Source organism: Ciceribacter azotifigens (genome assembly GCF_048159625.1).
In the GTDB taxonomy this organism is placed as follows: domain Bacteria; phylum Pseudomonadota; class Alphaproteobacteria; order Rhizobiales; family Rhizobiaceae; genus Allorhizobium; species Allorhizobium azotifigens.
Window position 1 is genome coordinate 58,496 of sequence record NZ_JBLQTA010000006.1, and the last position, 19,212, is coordinate 77,707.

Annotated in this window: 15 protein-coding genes; 8 read left to right on the forward strand and 7 right to left on the reverse strand. The window is 63.6% G+C overall.

What is annotated here, in order from left to right:
* The first annotated feature begins 179 nt into the window (after positions 1–179).
* The 5 genes from ACM6UT_RS11000 (at position 180) to ACM6UT_RS11020 (ending at position 5,821) form a co-directional block, all read left to right on the forward strand.
* Complete coding sequence (locus tag ACM6UT_RS11000) at positions 180–1,226, forward strand: ABC transporter substrate-binding protein (RefSeq protein ID WP_416797382.1); 1,047 nt, start codon at positions 180–182, stop codon at positions 1,224–1,226.
* A 74-nt stretch (positions 1,227–1,300) separates the two neighbouring features.
* Complete coding sequence (locus ACM6UT_RS11005) at positions 1,301–2,122, forward strand: ATP-binding cassette domain-containing protein (RefSeq protein WP_416797383.1); 822 nt, start codon at positions 1,301–1,303, stop codon at positions 2,120–2,122.
* Complete coding sequence (locus ACM6UT_RS11010) at positions 2,119–3,381, forward strand: sugar ABC transporter permease (RefSeq protein WP_416797384.1); 1,263 nt, start codon at positions 2,119–2,121, stop codon at positions 3,379–3,381. Before ACM6UT_RS11005 ends, ACM6UT_RS11010 begins: the two co-directional genes overlap by 4 nt.
* Before the next feature lie 22 nt (positions 3,382–3,403).
* Positions 3,404–4,132: an SDR family oxidoreductase gene (locus tag ACM6UT_RS11015; RefSeq protein WP_416797385.1), complete on the forward strand. Its 729-nt coding sequence runs from the start codon at positions 3,404–3,406 to the stop codon at positions 4,130–4,132.
* Positions 4,133–4,201: 69 nt separating this feature from the next.
* Positions 4,202–5,821 (forward strand): FGGY-family carbohydrate kinase, encoded by a 1,620-nt coding sequence (locus tag ACM6UT_RS11020; RefSeq protein WP_416797386.1) that lies wholly within the window; start codon positions 4,202–4,204, stop codon positions 5,819–5,821.
* A gap of 34 nt (positions 5,822–5,855) precedes the next feature.
* On the opposite strand, the gene ACM6UT_RS11025 is transcribed toward ACM6UT_RS11020, so the two are convergent.
* From ACM6UT_RS11025 to ACM6UT_RS11050, 6 genes are all read right to left on the reverse strand, one after another.
* Entirely contained in the window at positions 5,856–6,923 is a 1,068-nt protein-coding gene (locus tag ACM6UT_RS11025) for an ABC transporter ATP-binding protein (RefSeq protein WP_416797387.1), read from the reverse strand.
* Complete coding sequence (locus ACM6UT_RS11030; RefSeq protein ID WP_416797388.1) at positions 6,920–7,747, reverse strand: carbohydrate ABC transporter permease; 828 nt, start codon at positions 7,745–7,747, stop codon at positions 6,920–6,922. The genes ACM6UT_RS11025 and ACM6UT_RS11030 overlap by 4 nt, the downstream gene beginning before the upstream one ends.
* A complete protein-coding gene (locus tag ACM6UT_RS11035) occupies positions 7,744–8,646 on the reverse strand; it encodes a carbohydrate ABC transporter permease (protein ID WP_416797389.1) in 903 nt (300 codons plus the stop codon). Before ACM6UT_RS11035 ends, ACM6UT_RS11030 begins: the two co-directional genes overlap by 4 nt.
* 135 nt (positions 8,647–8,781) lie before the next feature.
* Positions 8,782–10,014 carry an ABC transporter substrate-binding protein gene (locus ACM6UT_RS11040; protein WP_416797390.1) on the reverse strand — a complete coding sequence of 411 codons (1,233 nt, stop codon included), beginning with the start codon at positions 10,012–10,014 and terminating at the stop codon, positions 8,782–8,784.
* A gap of 61 nt (positions 10,015–10,075) precedes the next feature.
* Positions 10,076–10,978, reverse strand: coding sequence for a sugar phosphate isomerase/epimerase family protein (locus ACM6UT_RS11045; RefSeq protein ID WP_416797391.1), 903 nt, complete (start codon positions 10,976–10,978; stop codon positions 10,076–10,078).
* Positions 10,979–10,987: 9 nt separating this feature from the next.
* The gene (locus tag ACM6UT_RS11050) at positions 10,988–12,022 is read right to left on the reverse strand and encodes a Gfo/Idh/MocA family protein (RefSeq protein WP_416797392.1); all 1,035 of its coding nucleotides are present in this window, start codon (positions 12,020–12,022) and stop codon (positions 10,988–10,990) included.
* Positions 12,023–12,159: 137 nt separating this feature from the next.
* On the opposite strand from ACM6UT_RS11050, the gene ACM6UT_RS11055 reads away from it, so the two are divergent.
* Both ACM6UT_RS11055 and ACM6UT_RS11060 read left to right on the forward strand, forming a co-directional pair.
* On the forward strand, positions 12,160–13,200 hold the full coding sequence (locus ACM6UT_RS11055; protein ID WP_416797393.1) for a LacI family DNA-binding transcriptional regulator: 1,041 nt from the start codon (positions 12,160–12,162) through the stop codon (positions 13,198–13,200).
* 273 nt (positions 13,201–13,473) lie between these two features.
* Entirely contained in the window at positions 13,474–16,491 is a 3,018-nt protein-coding gene (locus ACM6UT_RS11060) for an autotransporter domain-containing protein (RefSeq protein WP_416797394.1), read from the forward strand.
* Between the two features lie 46 nt (positions 16,492–16,537).
* On the opposite strand, the gene ACM6UT_RS11065 is transcribed toward ACM6UT_RS11060, so the two are convergent.
* On the reverse strand, positions 16,538–17,461 hold the full coding sequence (locus ACM6UT_RS11065; protein WP_416797395.1) for an AraC family transcriptional regulator: 924 nt from the start codon (positions 17,459–17,461) through the stop codon (positions 16,538–16,540).
* Positions 17,462–17,663: 202 nt separating this feature from the next.
* Between ACM6UT_RS11065 and melA the strand changes: the two genes are divergently transcribed.
* Positions 17,664–19,130, forward strand: coding sequence for an alpha-glucosidase/alpha-galactosidase (melA, locus tag ACM6UT_RS11070; protein ID WP_416797396.1), 1,467 nt, complete (start codon positions 17,664–17,666; stop codon positions 19,128–19,130).
* Positions 19,131–19,212: the final 82 nt, after the last annotated feature.

Consider the following 19,212-nt stretch of genomic DNA (forward strand, 5'->3'; position numbering starts at 1 on the left):
GAGGGTCGACCGGGAGTTGTCCCGCAAGAAACCGTCACCGAGAACGGCGTCGAGAGGATCGGCGACGGACGCAGAACTGCGGCCGTCCGGCACCGTCCGGTCCGGGATGACGAAGGCAGGGGCAAATACCTGGATTGTGTCTCTCGAAACGGGTTCGCCCATTCAAGGAGGAGAGTAAGATGAAAATTCGTTCGATGCTCATGGCAACGGTCGGCGCTGCCGCGATGTTCGCCGGTTCCGCGTCGGCGCAGGAAGCTGCGACGGTCGCCTTTCTGATGCCCGATCAGGCATCAACCCGTTACGAGGAGCACGACTATCCGGGCTTCAAAGCGGAGATGGAGAAGCTTTGCGCGAGTTGCACCGTGATCTACCAGAACGCCAACGCCGACGCGGCGCTGCAGCAGCAGCAGTTCAACTCGGTGATCGCCCAGGGCGCCAAGGTCATCGTCCTCGATCCGGTCGACTCCGCGGCGGCCGCGGCTCTCGTCGAGATCGCCCATTCCCAGGACGTCAAGGTTGTCGCCTATGACCGCCCGATCCCGGACAAACCCGCCGACTTCTACGTTTCATTCGACAACGAAGGCATCGGCTACGCGATCGCCAAGTCGCTCGTCGATCACTTGAAGGCCTCCAGCGTCCCGGAGGGCTCGGGCGTACTGCAGATCAACGGCTCGCCGACCGACGCTGCGGCCGGCCTCATCCGCGACGGTATCCATCGTGGTCTGAAGGACTCCGGCTACAAGACGCTTGCCGAGTTCGACACGCCGGAATGGGCGCCGCCGAAGGCCCAGGAATGGGCGGCCGGCCAGATCACCCGCTTCGGCGCCGACATCAAGGGCGTGGTCGCCGCCAATGACGGTACCGGCGGTGGCGCGATCGCTGCGTTCAAGGCAGCCGGCGTCAATCCGGTTCCACCGGTCACCGGCAATGATGCGACGATTGCGGCGCTGCAGCTGATCATCTCGGGCGACCAGTACAACACGATTTCGAAGCCGTCCGAAATCGTCGCGGCTGCTGCGGCCAACGTCGCGGTCAAGCTGCTGAAGGGCGAGACGCCGGAAGCCAAGACCACCCTTTACAATACCGCTTCCGAGCTCTTCGTGCCCGCGGTCGTCACGGCGGAGAACATCAAGGCAGAAATCTTCGACAAGGGCATCCAGAAGCCCGAGGAAGTCTGCACCGGCGAATATGCCGAGGGTTGCAAGAAGCTGGGTATTACCCAGTAATGTAACCTCCCAAGGTGCCCGGTCGGGGTTCGCTCCGGCCGGGTGCGCCCAGTATCCGAAAAGAGCGTCTTGTCATGGTGCGAAACGACAGTGGCCTGTCCACAAAGGGTGAGATCATCCTGAAACTGAGCAATGTCTCGAAGAATTTCGGCGCGGTCTCCGCCCTCACCGACATCGAGCTCGAGGTCAAGGCCGGCGAGGTCGTGGCGCTCGTCGGTGACAACGGCGCGGGCAAGTCTACGCTGATCAAGATCCTCGCCGGTGTTCATCAACCGAGCTCCGGGCGGATCGAATTCTGCGGCAAGGAAGTTGCCCTCGACAGTCCGAGCCGCGCGCTCGAACTCGGCATTGCGACCGTGTTCCAGGACCTTGCGCTATGCGAAAACCTGGACGTCGTCGCCAACCTTTTCCTCGGCCACGAGATGTCTCCGTGGAACCTCGACGAGGTGGCGATGGAAGTGCGCGCCTGGACCTTGCTCAGGGAACTCGCAGCGCGCATCCCGTCCGTGCGCGAGCCGATTGCTTCTCTCTCCGGTGGCCAGCGACAGACGGTCGCCATTGCCCGTTCTCTGCTGCTCGACCCCAAGATCATCATGCTCGACGAGCCGACGGCCGCACTCGGCGTTGCCCAGACGGCCGAGGTGCTGAACCTCATCGAGCGGGTGCGTGAGCGCGGTCTCGGGGTCATCATAATCAGCCACAATATGGAGGATGTTCGCGCGGTGGCAGACCGCATCGTCGTTCTCCGGCTCGGGCGCAACAACGGCGTTTTCAGCCCGGATGCCTCGAACCACGAACTCGTGGCGGCCATCACCGGCGCCACGGAGAATGCAGTCTCGCGCCGGATCGACCGCAAGTCCGGCGAGCGCGCCGACCTCGGTGGAAACCCAGCATGAGTACCGACATGTCCAATCAAAGCCGTCCGTCTTCAAAGGCACTCGATCGCAGCGACGAGCGCGTGACGCATGCCGAGGGAATCTCCGGCATGGTCCGCGCCTTCGTCGGGCGGGTGCGTTCCGGAGACCTCGGAATGTTGCCCGTCGCGGTCGGCCTGATTGTCATCTCGACGGTCTTCAGCATCCTCAATCCGATCTTCCTGGCACCGAACAACCTCGTCAACCTGCTCTTCGACTGCGCGACTGTCGGCATCATTTCGCTCGGCATCGTCTGCGTTCTTCTGCTTGGCGAAATCGACCTCTCCGTCGGATCGATGAGCGGACTGGCATCGGCCATCATCGGTGTGCTCTGGGTGAATTCGGGTGTGCCGCTGCCGCTCGCGATTTTCGTTGCACTCCTGACCGGCGCTGCCGTCGGCGCTCTCTATGCGCTTCTCTACACCCGGCTCGGCATGCCGAGTTTCGTTGCCACGCTCGCCGGTCTACTCGCTCTGCTCGGGATGCAGCTCTACATTCTCGGACCGACGGGCAGCATCAACCTGCCTTATGCCTCGCCGCTCGTCCGCTTCGGCCAGATCCTGGTAATGCCGGCATGGCTATCGCACTTGCTGGCGCTGGTGCCCGGAGCGGTTATTATCGTCGCGGGGCTTGCCGTCCGCCGGCGCCGGCAGATCGTCAATCTTTCCTCCCGGCCGTTGAGCGCGCTCGTTTTCAAGGCGGCAGCTCTGACGCTCGCACTCGAAGGCGCCATCTATTATCTCAACGTCGGTCGCGGCGTGCCGTGGATGTTCGGCCTCTTCGTCCTACTGGTCGTCGTCCTGAACTATGCGCTCACCAAGACCAAGTGGGGTCGCTCGATGTTCGCCGTCGGCGGAAACCGGGAAGCCGCGCGACGCTCGGGCATCAATGTGCGGCGGATCTATCTCAGCGCTTTCATGCTGTGTTCGACGCTCGCCACGCTCGGCGGAATCCTCTCGGCCTCGAGGCTTGCCTCGTCCAGCCAGCAGGCCGGAACGGGCGACGTCAACCTGAACGCGATTGCCGCGGCGGTCATCGGGGGAACGAGCCTGTTTGGCGGTCGCGGCAGCGCCTATTCGGCGCTCCTCGGTATCATCGTCATCCAGGCCATTTCGAACGGCCTGACGCTTCTGAACCTCAGCTCATCGCTGCGTTACATGATCACCGGCGCCGTGCTCGCCATTGCCGTCATCGTCGACTCGCTTGCCCGCCGCTCGCGTGTCAGCCACGGTCGCGCCTGAACAGAAAGACTGGAGAAGAATCATGACCGATCTCATGAAGGGCAAGATTGCCGCGATCACCGGGGCGGCGTCGGGCATCGGGCTCGCATGCGCGCGCACGCTCATCGCGGAAGGTGCGACGGTGGTGCTGATCGACCGCGCCAGGGAGAAGCTCGACGCGCTGTGCGACGAGCTCGGCGAAAGGGCCCAGCCGCTGGTCGTCGACCTTCTGAACGGCGCGGAAGTCTCCGGCATGCTGCCGCGGATCCTCGATGTCGCCGGCGGCCTGGACGTCTTCCACGCCAATGCGGGTGCCTATATCGGCGGGCCGGTTGCAGAGGGCGATCCGGACGCCTGGGACCGGATGCTGAACCTCAATATCAATGCGGCCTTCCGCTCGGTCCATGCGGTACTGCCACACATGATCGCGCAGAAGTCCGGCGATATCCTCTTTACGAGTTCGATCGCCGGGGTGGTGCCGGTCGTCTGGGAGCCGATCTATACGGCCTCCAAGTTCGCGGTGCAGGCCTTCGTCCATTCGACCCGCCGTCAGGTCGCGCAGCATGGCGTGCGCGTCGGTGCCGTGCTGCCGGGTCCCGTCGTCACGGCGCTCCTCGATGACTGGCCGAAGGCCAAGATGGAGGAGGCGCTCGCGAACGGCAGCCTGATGCAGCCGACGGAGGTGGCGGATGCCGTCCTCTTCATGCTGACGCGCCCGCGGAACGTGACGATCCGCGACCTGGTGATCCTGCCCAACAGCGTCGACCTGTGACCGGCAGCAGCCTGAGCGCCCCATGATCATTCGATGTTTCGAGCCATGACGATGACCGAGGAGGAAACCATGTCAGCGACAGGAGAGGCGCGCCACGTCATCGGCATCGATGTGGGCACCGGCAGTGCGCGTGCCGGGCTCTTCGATCTTTCCGGCAACATGCTCGCCGTCGCCAAACGCGACATTTCGCTTTTCCGCGAGGCAGGCGCGATCGTCGAGCAGTCGAGCACCGAGATCTGGAACGCGGTCTGTGCCATCGTTCGCGAGGTCGTCGCCTCTGCCAAGGTCGATCCCGCTACGGTCATCGGCATCGGTTTTGACGCGACCTGCTCGCTGGTCGTGCTCGGGGAAGGTGGTGTTCCGCTCGCAGTCGGTCCTTCCGGGCATGCGGACCGCGACATCATCGTGTGGATGGATCACCGGGCGGTCGAGCAGGCGGAGCGGATCAATGCTCTCGGCCACGAGGTCCTCCGCTATGTCGGCGGACGCATCTCGCCGGAAATGGAAACGCCGAAGATCCTGTGGCTCAAGGAGAACAGGCCCGAGACCTTCACACGAGCCTGGCAGTTCTTCGACCTCGCCGACTTCCTTTCCTGGAAGGCGACGGGTGAACTTGCGCGCTCGACCTGTACTGTCACCTGTAAATGGACATATCTCGCACACGAGCGGCGTTGGGACGCGAGCTATTTCGAACGGATCGGCCTTCCTGAACTCGCCGCCGAAGGCTTCGGCCGCGTCGGAACGCGGATCGTCGAACCCGGCACGCGACTTGGCGAAGGGCTGACGGAAGACGCCGCCCGCGCGATGGGACTGAAGCCGGGAACCGCGGTCGCGGCGGGCATGATCGACGCCCATGCCGGCGGCATCGGCACGGTCGGTATCGGCGGGCGTCCCACCGAAAACCTCGCCTATGTCTTCGGCACCTCCTCGTGCACCATGACATCGACCGAGGCGCCGGTCTTCGTGCCCGGTGTCTGGGGCCCCTATTTTTCGGCGATGGTGCCCGGCATGTGGCTGAACGAGGGCGGGCAGAGTGCCGCCGGTGCGGCAATCGATCAGTTGCTTTCCTTCCATCCGGCCGCTGCGGAGGCGAATGCTGAAGCGCGAGAGCGTGGCATTGCCCTTCCCGTTCTGATGGCCGAAGCGGCGGCGGGCAAGGCCACGCGGCTCTCCGATGCGGTCGATCTCGCCGGCGAAATCCACGTCGTGCCGGAATTCCTCGGCAACCGGGCGCCGTTTGCCGATCCGCATGCCCGTGCGGTGATCGCAGGGCTTGGGATGGAACGGGATTTCGACAACCTCATCGCGCTCTATGTTGCCGGTCTCTGCGGGATTGGTTACGGGCTGCGTCAGATCATCGAGACCCAGGCGCGAGCCGGCGCTCATGTCGAGCGCGTGGTGATCAGCGGCGGAGCGGGCCAGAGCGAACTCGTGCGCCAGCTTCTCGCCGATGCTTGCGGCAAGCCGGTCGTGGCGCCGCGCGCCGAGGAGCCCGTGCTCCTCGGTTCGGCAATCCTCGGCGCGGTCGCTTCCGGGGCGTTCGGCGACATGCCGGCTGCGATGCAGGCGCTGAGCGGCGTCTCCGGAACTTACGAACCGGCCGCGAGCACGATCGCCGAGACACACGAAAGGCGCTTCCGGGCCTTCGAACAGCTTCAGGCCTGTGCGCGTGCAATTAGGACCTGCTGAGACGCCGGCTCCGTGGTTCAGCCAAAGGGTCCAGTCAGAGCCGCTGATCCGTCTCCGCATCGAAGATGTGAAGTTGCGAAGACGCGAAATCGAGGCCGACGACGTCGCCGGAGGCGATATCTGCCCGTCCGTTAACGACGACCACGAGCTCCGGTGACGTGGCCGTGGTGAGGTAGGTTGCCGATCCTGTGGATTCGACGATCGCGACTGGCACCTCGAGGATGCCTTCGCCGCGCGGCACGATCGTCACGTGTTCCGGCCGGAGACCCAATGTCAGCTTCTTTCCGGGTGCGGTTCGAACGTCGGTTGCCACATGCTGTCGTCCGTTGAGTTCAAGAACGAGCGAGTGCCCATCGACGCCGCCGGTTGCGGGTATGAAGTTCATTGCCGGCGAGCCGATGAAACCGGCGACGAACTTGTTGACGGGCCTGTCATAGAGGTCGAGTGGGCGGCCCTGCTGTTCGATGACGCCGGCGCGCATGACGACCACGTGGTCTGCCATGGTCATCGCCTCGATCTGGTCGTGGGTCACATAGACGGACGTTGCACCGAGGCGATCGTGGAGCGCGCGGATTTCCTTGCGCATGTGCACGCGTAGCGCCGCGTCGAGGTTCGAAAGCGGCTCGTCGAAGAGGAAAGCCCTCGGATGGCGGATGATCGCGCGGCTCATGGCGACGCGCTGGCGCTGGCCGCCTGAGAGCTCGCGCGTGTACCGCGCGAGCAGGTGGGAAAGACCGGTCGTCTGAGCGACCTCCTCGGCTGCCTTCTTCGCTTGCGCCTTCGGCGTGCCGCGGATGCGCAGGCTGTAGGTGAGGTTCTGCTCGACGGTCATGTGCGGGTAGAGCGCGTAGGACTGGAAGACCATCGCAACGTCGCGCTTGCGCGGCGGCACTCTGTTCATGACCTCGCCGGCTATCCTCAATGTTCCGGTCGAGATGCTCTCGAGACCCGCAAGCGAGCGCAGGAGCGTGGACTTGCCGCAGCCGGAGGGGCCGACAAGCGCGGTGAAGCTTCCCTTGTGGATGGAAAGGTCGATGTTCTTGAGGGCGTGATAGGCGCCGTAATGCTTGTTAACGCCGGAGAGTTCGATCTGGGCGGTCATTTCAGGGCTCCCGAAGTCAGGCCGGAGACGATGCGGCGTTGCATGAGAACGAAGACGGCAAGGATCGGCGTCACATAGATGGTTGCGTAGGCCATTATCTTGTTCCACTCGTTGGTGTTCGGGCCCATGAAGCTGTTAAGGCCGACGCTGGCCGGCTGGAGTTCCACCGCCTGGATCATCGACTTCGAATAGACGAACTCCCCGAAGGCCTGCATGAAGATGAGAATGGCGCTGACCAGGATGCCGTTTTTCGCAAGCGGCAGGACGATGTTGAAGAAGGCGCCGATGCGGGAATTGCCGTCGACGAGTGCTGCCTCCTCCAGTTCCTGCGGCACGCTCATGAACGTGGCGCGCACGAGGATGATGAAGAAGGGCATGCTTTTGGCGGCGATCGCCAGAACCACGGCAAGCCGTGGATAAGAGAGAAGCCCGATCTGCGAGAAGCCGACGAAGATCGGCGTGATCATCAAGGACGCGGGCAGTACCTGCAGCATCAGAATGAGAAGGAGGCCGACGTCGATCCAGACATTGCGGTAGCGTGCGAGCACATAGGCACAACCGGTGCCGAGCAGCGCAATGACGGAAACCGCGCCGCAGGCGATCACCAGCGAGTTCCAGATGTAGCGTCCCATGGACCGGCTTTCCCAGACCTCGCCGTAGATCTGCCATTGCGGGTCATGCGGCCAGAAATCCGGTGGACTGGCGAACATCGCCGAGCCGGATTTGAGCGCGGTGACATACATCCAGTAGAGCGGGAAGAGATAGATCGCGGCGAGCACGACCGCCGCGCCCAGCACCAGTCTTTCGCGGAGGGTGTCGCTCATCCCCGCACCTCGTGGCGTGTCGATCGGACATAGACGACGGAGGCGATCATTACGAAGACGATCATGATCACCGAGATCGTCGCACCCTTGGCGAAGTCGTATTGGCGGAACGACATGTCCCAGGCCCAGTACTGGGTGACGTTCGAGGAATTGTTCGGCCCGCCGGAGGTGATCGCCGCAAAGAGATCGAACTGCTGCAGCGTGAAGATGAGACCGAGCGCGATGATTGCGCCGATCGTCGAGCGCATCATCGGCAGCGTGATCGTCCAGAACCGCTGCCAGGCATTTGCGCCATCGAGTTCAGCGGCCTCGTAGAGGTCGCCCGGAATTGATGACAACCCGACCGAGAGCAGGATCATATTGAAGGAGGTCCCGAGCCAGATGTTGGCGAGGATCACCGCCCAGAGCGAATAGTTGGGGTCCGAGCGCCAGAAGATGTTGCCGGAGATGATCCCGCATTCGCGCAGAAGGAAGTTCAGGACGCCGAAGTCGCCCGAAAGGATCCAGTTCCATATCGCGCCGACGACGAGCCCGGGCATGACCCAGGAGACGAGGAAGAGCCCGCGCAGCCAGGAGGCGCCCGGAAAATTCGTCCAGAAGAAGAGTGCCAGCCCGAAACCGATGACGAACTGGCCGGCGATCGAGGCGGTGACGAAGACGGCGGTATTGGCGAGGATCGGCCAGGTCTCAGGCTGCGCGAAGAGTTCGCGATAGTTCCTCAAGCCGACGAAGGGGCGCCAGAGTGTACCGAGGCTGAACATGTCGACCTCCTGGAAGCTCATCAGCACATTGTAGAGAAGCGGGATGCCGGAGAGTGCAAGGAGGAAGGCGAGCGGCAGCGCAACGAGTGCGATGTCGAAGCCCCGGCCGTCGATGGTGCTGGAAAGAAGTCTCTTCATTTCCTTCTCCGCCTCCGCCGGGAGCACCCCGCATTCGCGCGGGACGACCCTCCGGGAGGAACGCATTGCAAAGATTGATGTCAGAAGCTCTCCGGTTCCCGGATCGTGAAGAACCGGAGCGCGGACTGCGCGGGCTCAGCCGAGAACGGCCTTGATCTTCTCCGCAGCCTGGTCGAGCGCCTCCTTCGACGAGACCTGCCCGGTCAGCGCCGCCTGGATCGCGTCCTGGATCGCCTTCGAGATCTTCGGCCATTCCGGATGCGGACCGCGGGGCTTTGCGTATTTGAGCTGTTCGATGAAGACCTTGAGGGCGGCATCCTTCTTCGGCTCGCCGGTTTCGGGGATCGCGATGTCCGAGCGTGCGGGCAACTGGCCGAAGTCCTTGAACATCCGGTTATCCTGCGAGACGAAATATTCGAGCACCTTGAAGGCTTCCTGCGGGTGCTGCGTGCTGGCAAAGATCGCCCAGTTGAAGTCGCCCATGGCGGACGAGCGCTCGGCGCCTTCTTGTGGGACCGGCAGCAGGGCAACGCCCCAGTCGAATTTCGCTTCCGCGATCATGCGGTCGAGTTCCCAGGGGCCGGAGATCGCCATGGCGGCATTGCCCGAATTGAAGGTGCCGGTCGAATCCCACTGGCTGCGCGTCAGTGTGTCGGGCGAGGCGAGCTTCTCGTCGATGATCGTCTTCCAGGTGTCGAGCGCCTTCACGGCGCCGTCGGCATTGATGTTCTCGTAGCTGGCGCCTGCCATCTGCGCCCAGGGCAGGAACTGGAAGGTGCCCTCTTCATTGGCCTTTGCCGAGAAGGCGAGGCCATAGACGTTTGCTGAAGGGTCGGTAAGCTTGCGTGCCGCCCCAACGAGATCGTCCCAGGTCCGCGGCGGCTTGTCGGGATCGAGACCCTTCGCCCGGAACATGTCCTTGTTGTAATAGAGCGCGATCGTGTTGGTGGCTTTGGGAATGCCGTAGTTCTTGCCGTCCCACATGGTCGAGGCGAGTGGCCCGGGGAAATAGTTCTCGACCTTCACCACGTCCGACTTCGCGATCATGTCGGTCAGGTCGAGGAAGGCGCCGCGCGAGGCGAAGAGGGCGTGCTCCGGATTGTCGACGGCGATGATGTCGGGCGCCTGGCCCGTTGAAAAGGCGCGCATCGCCTCACTCACCACGTCATCGAACTGGATCTGCCGGTACTCGACCTTGATGCCGGTGTTGAGCGCGTTGAAGTCCTTGATGAGGTTCGGCGCCGGCTGGATGTCGCGGTCGAGCGACCAGACGCTGATGGTGACGTCTTCGGCTGAAGCGGGCACGCCCGACACCGACACGGAAGCGAGTGCGACTGCGGCGAGCATTGCATATCTGCGGATACCCATGATCTCCTCCCTTGGTTATCCAGTCCGCCCCTCATCCTCCATGCGGGGCGGCATGCTTCTTTCATGCCGGGTCGGACACGAAATCGCCGCCCCGACAGGTCTTCAGGTATTTGAGTGCGTGGACCTGACCGGTCATCTCGAGCGCATCGCGGTAGACCGGATCGTGCCAGCCCTCGATGTCGATTGCGCCCGACCAGCCGGCGAGCCGGAGTTCGGAAACCACGTCCGTCCAGTTGGTGTCGCCGAAGCCCGGCGTGCGCATGAAGACGAACTTCTCCTTGCCGAAGATGCCGTGCTCGCGGATGACGTCCCAGCGAATCGTCGCGTCCTTGCCGTGGACGTGGAAGATCTTCGACGCCCACTTGCGGATCTGCGGGATCGGCTCGATCAGGTAGACCATCTGGTGACAGGGTTCCCATTCAAGCCCGACATGGTCATCCGGTGTCTCGTTGAAGATGAGTTCCCAGGCGTCCGGGTTGTGCGCAATGTTCCAGTCGCCGGTCTGCCAGTTGCCGTCCATGGCGCAGTTTTCGAAGGCGATCTTGACACCCTTGTCGGCGGCGCGGCGGGCAAGCTCGCTCCAGACTTCGCGGTAACGGGGAAGGCTCTCGGGGATCGGCTTGCCGCGCAGGCGGCCGGTGAAGCCGGCGATGCAGGTGGCCCCGAAATGATGGGCATTGTCGATGCAGTCCTTCCAGCCCTGCAGGGTGTGGCGATCGATGTCGGTTTGCTCGAGCGGATTGCCGAACATGCCGAGCGTCGAAATTGTGATGTCCCGGTCGCCGATCGCCTCGCGGCAACGCTTGCCAAGTTCTGCGAGGTCCTGGCCGTTGGTCGTCTGCCAGAAGAAGGGCTCGAAGCTTTCGAAGCCCAGGTCGGCGATCTGGCCGATGCGGCTTGCGGCGTCGCCCTTGGTCGCGCTGACCATGGTCCCGATGCGGATGGATTTTGCCGGGTTCGTCATGCTTGTTCCCTATGCTGCGATAGTGACGCGTCGCCGGTCACGGGCGCTGTCGATCGCCCCGAAGGCCATGGCGAGGCTCTTGATGTTGTCGCTGCCGTCCGTTTCGGGACGGCTGCCGCTGCGGACCGCCGCCACGAAACTCTGAAGGACGCTGGCATGGCCGCAGGTGTCCGCCTTGCTCTCGGGTGGCGGCACGCTCACCGGCTCGAGGGCGCGCAGGAACCCGTCCGTGCCAGCCACGACGTTCGCTTCGAACTTGTCGGCACCATCCCAGAGAAGGGTGCCTCTGGTGCCGACAATCCGCCATGCGCTTTCCCAGCTCGTCGGCCCGCCCTCGGCACACCACGAGCCGCGATAGGTGAAGACCACCTCATCGGAGAATTCGAAGATGGCATTTGCCGCAGCGCCGTGGCGATACCAGGAACCGGGTGGATTGCTTTCGTGGCAATAGACGGCGAGCGGCTCCTTTCCAGACATGAAGCGCGCGGCGTCGAAGGTGTGGATCGCCATGTCGAGGAGCAGGACGTGGTCCATCTCCTCGCGGAAGCCGCCGAAATGGGGCCCGAGGAAGAAATCGCAATGAAGGCCGGTCAGACGGCCGAGCAGGTCTTCCTCGATCATCCGGCGAATGCGGCGCACGCCGGCGATGAAGCGCCGGTTCTGCACGACGGCGTGGAGACGTCCGGCCCGATCGGCAAGTGCGCAAAGCTCGTGGGCTTCTTCGATCGATGTCGCCATCGGCTTTTCGCTCAGCACATGGCAGCCATGGGCGAGGCCAGCGGTGACGACGGCACGGCGTGCCGAGGGGACGACGACATCGAAGAGCAGGTCTGGGGTGGTGCGGCGAAGCATGATCTCGAGATCGGTGCCGACGGCGACGCCGACAAGACCGAACTCGGAGGCGAGCGCCTCGGCGGCCGCACGGTCGATGTCGACCAGGCCGACGACCGTTACGCTTTCGCTCAGGCTTGGGGTGTCGCGAAGCGCTCTCAGCCAACCTTTGGCCATGCTTCCGCACCCGCACAAGACGGCCTTGTACGTCACAGGTTCCTCCCGAAGTCGAAAGCCGGAAACTCCTCGGTTGGCTTCCGTAAACGTTTACGATACTATGCGGAGGAATTGTTTTATGTCAATAGGGAAAGGGGTGCGGCCCCCGGGCCGACGGGGGAGGATCCGGAGAAATGAAGGGAATTCGCCAGCTTGCCGAGCAGCTCGGTATCTCGATCGGCACGGTGTCGCGCGCCCTCAACGGCAAGCCGGATGTCGCGGAAGAAACTCGCAGGCGCGTGCTTGAGGCGGCCGAAGCGCTGGGTTACGTCGCCAATCAATCGGGCCGGGCCTTGCGCAAGGGATCGACCGGGGTCATCGGCTTCATGATGCAGACCGGACCGGAGATCACCGGGCAGGGCGATACCTTCTTCATGAGCGTGTTCGACGGCGTGCAGGCGGTCTTTGCCCGCCATGGGCTCGATCTCGTTGCGTTACTCTGTTCCTCGGAGGAAGATCCGCACGACTACCTGAAGCGGATTGTTGCTCGCGGCTTCGCCGACGGCATCATTCTTTCGGCGACCCGACGCCACGATGCGAGGTTCGAACTGCTTGCCAAGTGCAAGATCCCCTTCATCACGCTCGGGCGAAGCCTGACCGATGTCGGCCAGCCGTGGATTGACCTCGATTTCGAAGGCATGGCGGAGACGGCGGTGGAGCGGCTGGTCGCGAAAGGACATCGCCGTATCGCCGTGAGCCGGCCCCATGACGACGCGAACCTCGGTTATGTCTTCGTCGACCGCTGTCGGGAGGTGCTTGTGCGTCACGGACTTGCGCTCGCCGACGAACACATCTTCCGTTCGACGCCGAACGAGGCCGGTGGCTACCAGATCGCCCGTGATCTGCTGGCCTGCAATGAGCGCCCGACCGCCATCCTGCTTGTCAATGAGGTGAGTTCGACCGGTCTTTATCGTGGGCTCAACGAGGCCGGACTGGTGCCGGGGCGCGACATCGCCGTGATTGGCCGGCAGAGCCCGCATTCGCATTTCCTGTCGCCGCGGCTGACGGCCTTCACCCTGTCGCTGCGCGACCTCGGCATAGCGCTTGCCGAGACGCTGCTCGCCGCGATGCCCGCCTATGCGGAGCCCTATGCCGATCGCCCGGCGCGTCTGCTCTGGCCGATGACGCTTGTGCCGGGCGAGAGTGACGGCGGAGTGCCGGCAAGTGTGCGGTAGTTTTCTCCCGGTTCGGCCCGTGACGTAGGCGGCGACATCCAAGGTTAGAAGTGCGACGAGCGCTCCGACCTCGACAGGCGTGCCGGCCGGCCCATCGGGACGGCTCCGATCCACTCCGCCCCGCGTTCGTCAGGCAGGCCGATCCGGACTCCACTGGTCTTTTTTGGGCCCATTATTGGACGCCCGCGACACGCATTCTGCAGATATTAGCTTCGAACGGAATTTGCCGCGTCTCCGGGCGCCGGCACGCGTCGGTATTCCTCGAAGGTCGTCATGCTCGTACCAGCCCCCGTTTCTGCCCGGAAACTTCTCGTCCGGGCTATCCTGATCCTTCTGGCCCTCTTTTGTAGTCCCGGTGTGGTGACGGCTGCCGACCACTATTACGAGACGGCTTACGGTGACAGCATCACCATTCCGATCGCCGATGGCGCGTACACGGTGTATTTCTATTATCCCGACGGCTTCCACGGCACTCTGGACACGGCTCCAACCGCTGCTTTTTCGCTCATCTATACGCCGGCCAACGGATATCTCGGCGTAGACAGGGTCATGTACACCGTGGACACGGGCAGCGGCACGTATACGGACAACGCCTACATTACGGTCAAACCGAAAATTACGTTTTCGACGAGTTCATTGCCGAACGGCAAAAGAGGTGAAGCGTATAGCCAATCGGTCACGGCGAGCTACAATGCCGGCTCCGGTGTGGTGACCTATTCTTTGGCGAGCGGCTCTCTTCCGACAGGTTTGAGCCTGGATGGCAGCACCGGAGCGATTTCCGGGACGCCGACCGCGTCCGGTTCCTGGGATTTAACCTATAAGGCCGTCAACGGCGACGGCTACACCGCCAGCCAGGCGATGACGCTCAAGGTCGCGCCAGCTGCTGATGCGAAGTCCCTTACGGTGGCTGCAAACAGCGGCAGTACTTCTCTTTCCATTCCGGTCTCCGGCAGCGAAAGCGTAACAGGTGTGTCAGCGCCAAGTCACGGGACCGCGACCTACTCGACGTCGTCGGTGAGCTATACCCCGACGGTCGGCTATTCCGGTGCAGACAGTTTCAGCTATACCGTGACGGACGCCGTTTCCGGGCTATCCAGCACAGCAACCGTTTCGGTCACGGTGACGCCGCCCTCGCTCACATTGTCGCCCACGACACTCCCGAGCGGAACCGGTGCCGTGGCCTACAGCCAGACGCTGTCTGCGAGCGAAGGCACGACGCCCTACAGCTTTGCAGTCACCGCCGGCTCATTGCCGCCTGGCCTGTCGCTTTACCCCGCCGGTGCGCTTTCCGGCACGCCGACGACGCAAGGTTCCTACGCCTTTACCGTCACCGCGACCGACACCTACGGCGCGACGGGCAGCCAGGCGTATACGCTCGCGATCGCGATTGCGGCGCCGGTCGTGGGTAATGCCAGCGCGACCGTCGCCGCCAACAGCAGCGGCAATCCGATCGCGCTCAACCTCTCCGGAGGTGCGGCGGCAAGCGTCGCGGTTGCCGGTTCGCCCTCCCATGGGACAGCAAGCGCCAGCGGTACGGCGATCAGCTACACGCCGACGGCCGGTTATTCCGGAACCGACAGCTTCACCTACACCGCCACGAACGCCACCGGCAGCTCGTCTCCCGCGACGGTCACGGTCACGGTGACGCCGCCGGTGCTTTCCATTTCGCCGGTCGGGCGTCTTTCTCTCCGTCAGGCCGAGCCGTTCACGCAAACCTTCGCCGCCGGCAATGGCGGGGCTCCTTACGTTTTCGTTCTCTCGGGCAGCCTGCCGGACGGCATCGGTTTCGATGCGTCGACGGCCACTCTGTCAGGCACGCCGACCGTTAAGGGAGAATTCCCGCTGACGCTGGCTGTCACCGACAGCTATGGCGCCGGCGCTTCGGCAACGATCACGCTTGTCATCGATCCGGCACTGCCTGTCGCCCCGACCATCTCCACGGGATTGGTTTCCGGCGGCTCGACGACGGTTGACCTGACGACCGGCGCGACCGGCGGGCCCTTCACCGGCGCAGCACTCGTCTCGCTCTGGCCGCCGTCGGCGGGTGAGGCAGTGATCATTCTCAGCGACAGTGCGGCGTCCGATGGAAAGGCCGCCTTTGCGTCGGCGATCAGGGAAGGGCGTTACCGTTTGCGCTTCACCCCCGGTTCGGGTTTCACCGGTACCGCGGTCGCGACCTACACACTGACCAGTGCCGCGGGTACGTCCTCACCTGCGACAGTGACGTTCAGCGTCAGCCCCAGGGACGATCTCTCCGCCGATGCCGATCTCGTAGGGCTGGTGGAAGCCCAGGCGAAGGCTGCGAAACGCCTTGCCGACACCCAGATCGACAACGTGAGCGATCATCTCAGGTCCTTGCGCGGGAAATCCTGCCTCGAAAGCAGTGTAGACCTCGGATTGACCGATGGCGCCGGCGGGCGTGCGCCCGTCTCGGCAGGTGCCGGATGTACACCGCTTGCCGGCGGCAATCTCGCCTTTTGGACCAACGGATCGGTTTCACTCGAGGATGACGGGACCGGTGCAAGGGGCATCGACTATCTGACGGCCGCGCTGACCGCCGGCCTCGATTATCGCCTGTCGGAGACAATCATCGGCGGCCTTGCTGTCGGGTATTCGCGTGACCGTAGCGATATCGGCGACATGGGCACGACAAGCCTGAACAAGGCGATGAGCGTCACGCTTTACGGTCTCTATCAGCCCGGCGGCGGATTTTTCCTGGACGGGCTCGTCGGGGCTGGACGGCTGGAATTCGATTCCCTGCGCGTGACCTCGGTGAGCGGTTCGGAGGCGGTGGCCAGTCGCACGGGTCGGCAATTCTACGCCGCCGTCAGTGGCGGCTACGATATGTCCGTCGGCGATGTGAGCATCTCGTCCTATGGTCGTCTCGCCGCGTCACGTTCGGTTCTCGACAGCACCGAGGAGAGCGGAGCGGGTTGGGAAAATGCCTCGATAGGACGCCAGGAGATCGACAGCCTGACTGGCACGGTCGGGCTCTCGCTCGGCTACGACATCGACCTTGAGGACGCAGTGCTGACGCCGGAACTCTCTCTGGACTTCTCGCACGACTTCACTGAAACGGGAGACACCGTCGTCGGCTACGCCGATGGCGGTTGGCCGACCGACTACGGGATCCCCGGTTCGGACGAGAGCCGCAATCGGTTGTCGGTCGGCCTTGGCATGACGCTCGTGTCGTCCGGGCAAGGGAGCGTTGCCGGCCGATATCGCGCGACGGTGGACGGTAGCGGCCTCGCAAGCCAGAGACTGGACCTAACCTTCTCCCGACGCTTCTGACCGTGCCGGCGGCCGTCCTCTCGGTCGCCCTGGCCGGCTCGCCAGATCAGCCGGCCGGGGCGACTTGCCGCCTCTTGGCCGCCCCCGGGCTTGCAACGCTCGCATACATTCCGCTGGTTCTGAAATCGCTCGGGCTCGTGCCGTAGAGCCGGCGGAAGACCTTGGAGAAGTAGTTCGGATCCTCAAAACCGCAGAGGGCGGAGACTTCCTTGATCGGCATTTCAGCCGCCTTCGTCAGCAGCTTCGCCGCGCGCCGAAGGCGTTTCTGCAGGACGAACTCCGCCGGCGGCAGGCCCTCGCTGGCGGTGAAGATGCGCGAGAAATGTGCGCGGCTCAAGCCCGCGACGGCCGCGAGCTCGCCGACCGCCAGACGCTGGTCGAGGTGGCTCTCGATATGGCTGAGGACATGCTGCAGGGCGCGGTATTCCTGGGCGAAGGTCGGGTGGGAGCCGAAGACGTCGTCGTAGAGCGCCATCGCAGCCTCGTAAGCGACCGCAGACGCCGCCCCCGGCGTCTCCGCGCCGGTGACCAGCCGGTGGCAGCAGTGGGCCAGCTGGTCGATCGTTTCGGGCTGCAGGCGCAGGACGGGACCGGTCATTGCGAGGATCGAGCGGTGGATGCGCAGCGCCTCTTCTCCATTCATTGAAATCCAGAAGAACGCCCAGGTCTCGTTCCTTTCCAGCCAGTAGCGGTGGTTGTGCGGAACGAGCAGGAGCAGCGTTTCGCCCGGTCGAACCTGCATCGTCCGGTTCTCGTAGCGCAGGTTTCCCCGCCCGCCGATGGTGTGTTGCAGCACGGTGAAGGGGGCGAGGCCGCGCTTGCGCCCGTCCCAGTCATAATCTCCCCCGCGCCTGATCTCGTACCCGCTGCTGGTCGGCATGGTATGCAGGCTCTGGCGCCCCCTGGGCAGCGACACGGTGCGGCTTGCCGGTCCGAAGTCGAGAAGATTCTGCAGCACAAAATCACCCATGATAGCACAATCCTTCTCTGGCCCCGCCCGGCAATATACGCATAATCGCCGCCACGGGAGAAGTCGGAGAGTGGGTTTCCGGGTAGGAACAGCGCGAAAAAATCCTGTTTTCCGGGCCGTCTGCGGTACGCCGCCAATATAATTCCATCCTGCAATTGTCGCCGTCGGTTGTGATGCGATCTCCGCAAGAAGGGTCTGACGAATGGGTTTCAAAATCGCTATCATCGGGGCAGGCAGCATCGGCTTCACCAAGAAGCTCGCAACTGACATCCTTTGCGTTCCCGAGTTCCACGACGTCGAATTCGCCCTGACCGACATCAGCGAGCACAATCTCGGCATGATCCGGGACATCCTGCAAAGGATGATCGAGGCGAACCGGCTGCCGGCGCGCGTGACCGTGACCACCGACCGGCGCCGCGCCCTCGAAGGCGCGCGCTACGTCATCAGCTGCGTGCGTGTGGGCGGGCTGGAAGCCTATGCCGACGACATCGCGATCCCGCTCAAATACGGGATCGACCAGTGCGTCGGAGACACCATCTGTGCCGGCGGCATTCTCTACGGCCAGCGCAATATTCCGGTCATCCTGGATTTCTGCAAGGACATCCGCGAGGTCGCCGCGAGCGACTCGAAGTTCCTGAACTACGCCAACCCGATGGCCATGAACACCTGGGCAGCGATCGAATACGGCAAGGTCGATACCGTCGGGCTTTGCCATGGCGTGCAGCACGGCGCCGAGCAGATCGCCGAAGTGCTCGGCGCAGGCTCGGTCCGCGAACTCGATTATGTCTGTTCCGGCATCAATCACCAGACCTGGTTCATCGAGCTGCGGCTGAACGGCCGCAAGATCGGCAAGGACGAATTGGTGGCTGCCTTCGAGGCACATCCCGTCTATTCGCAGCAGGAGAAGCTTCGCATCGACGTGCTGAAGCGGTTCGGCGTCTATTCGACGGAAAGCAACGGCCATCTTTCGGAGTACCTGCCGTGGTATCGCAAGCGGCCGGAGGAGATCGCCCGGTGGATCGACATGTCCGACTGGATCCATGGCGAGACGGGCGGTTATCTGCGGTACTCGATCGAGACCCGCAACTGGTTCGAGACCGACTTCCCGCAATTCCTGGAAGCGGCCGGCAAGCCGATCGACCCGACGAGGCGCTCGAACGAGCATGCCAGCCACATCCTGGAGGCGCTGGAGACCGGACGGGTCTATCGCGGTCACTTCAACGTCAGGAACAACGGTGTCATCACCAATCTGCCGGCGGATGCCATCATCGAGTCGCCCGGTTTCGTCGACCGTTTCGGCATCAACATGGTTTCGGGGATCACATTGCCGGAGGCCTGCGCGGCCACCTGCATGGCCTCGATCAACGTCCAGCGCATGGCGGTCCATGCGGCGATCTCGGGGGATATCGATCTCCTGAAGCTCGCCGTGCTGCATGATCCGCTGGTTGGTGCCGTCGCGACCCCGGAGGAAGTCTGGCAGATGGTCGACGAGATGGTCGTCGCCGGGGCGCGCTGGCTGCCGCAATACGCCCATGCAGTTCCGGCGGCGCGGGAGCGGCTGGCGAACGCAAAGGTGAAGACGCGTGAGTGGACGGGGGCGGCACGGCGCGATGTTCGCTCGCTCGACGAGATCCGGGCGGAAAAGGCTGCGATGAAGAGAGCAGGCTGAGGCCAGAAAGACAGGGCGGCGAGGGGAGTCGGCGCCTTTGCCTCAGCGAGGTCGGTCAGGTGCTTGCCGCACTTGCCAAAGA